At 52.6% G+C, this 1,364-nt stretch carries 1 protein-coding gene and 1 pseudogene; both read right to left on the bottom strand.

Annotation, left to right across the window (positions count from 1 at the left end; genetic code table 11):
• A partial coding sequence (locus tag B156_RS0125795) for a DUF4331 domain-containing protein (protein ID WP_018622696.1) occupies positions 1-1,098 on the bottom strand: 1,098 nt, incomplete at its 3' end.
• A gap of 54 nt (positions 1,099-1,152) precedes the next feature.
• Positions 1,153-1,364: pseudogene (locus B156_RS0125800) on the bottom strand (hypothetical protein); the annotation flags it as partial.

The raw sequence follows: 1,364 nt of genomic DNA on the forward strand, positions 1-1,364 counted from the left end.
CAGGGCAGAATTGCCTTTCAGGCCGAACAGGCCGGGTTTGCCATTGCGGAAGTCAAACGAACCCAGCGACTTGGACTGAATGCGTAGTGCCTTCAAGCCTGGTACGGCGGTGCCAAACTGCGAATCGTCCATGTACAGGGCCAGCTCAGGGTTGGTAAAGTACTTGGCAAACTGGAGATCGTTGCCGCTGTAAGGCGTAACCGAGTTCCAGCGATCTTTTTGACCGATGGGGATAACGGCCTCGTTGGTCAGGGGCATGCCCAGCCGCGACACCTGTACCCACTTACCGTCATAGCCTACGTCACCAGCTGCGTACAACGTTTTGATCATTTTACGGCTGCTTGACGCCCATACGCCGATGACGAAATCGCCATCCAGAATGTTGGCCGCCTGAGCTACCGATTTACCACTCTTCTGCAACGTCGATACCGGTACTTCAATGGCAATGGTATGACAGTTGAACTTGGCAACGGCATCACGAGCCTGCGCTCCGGTGCGGAAGTTACCCACGTCAAATATGCCGCCCAGATCCACAAAGAAGGGATCGTCGATAGGTCCGCAGAAGATACGCTCACCCGTTGAGGCTTTCGTAACCGCTTTCGTTGCTAATTCATTGTAACTGGAAGCTCCCAGTCCCACCGTTTTGTTCTCAATGGAGCGCGGTCCGATGTTGGGCGGAGGCACAACCCCATCCGTAATGATGGTCGTCCAGGTTTGACCGCCGTTGATGCTGCGTTCGCAGGTGTAAGTCGCTTTCTGATTTTGCTTACCCAACCGGATGTTGAAAAACGTGGTCGGGTCTTCGTTGACTACTTTGAAGGCGAATCGATAGGTGATGTCATCACCCGCCGTAGCCGCATTGTTTTTTACGTGTACTTCGTATCGGATGTTCTCTCCAAACGTATACCAGTTTGGCCCACCCGCCGGGTCTTCAAACGGAATGTAGTTGGCAATCAGCACAATTTTCTCCGCGTCGGTTGGACTCTTGAACGCATACACATCGGTATTGTCGGCCAGTGGATCATTAGAGATCAGCGGGGCTTCGCGGTGCGACGATGCCTTCACCTGGCTATAGGGCAGGTACATCAGTACCGCCATCAAAGCTATTGATAGTATTTTTTTCATTGTTTTTCCAAAGAAGAATGAGGTGGCTTAAAACTTAACCGCTTTCGAGTAATTGAAACCACGCCACGGTGTCTGCACGTAAGGGAACGAAGCCTTTAGGGTCGTATCGTTTTTCGTTACACCAGCGGTGAAACCAAGCACATTACCCAGCATCGGTGTTACCGGACTTGGGCTGGTTTTGGGGTCATAATCGTCGTACCACAGGCCAATGGCCGCCAGTACCACACCACCCACCGCCT

It is taken from the genome of Spirosoma luteum DSM 19990 (genome assembly GCF_000374065.1).
Lineage (GTDB): Bacteria > Bacteroidota > Bacteroidia > Cytophagales > Spirosomataceae > Spirosoma > Spirosoma luteum.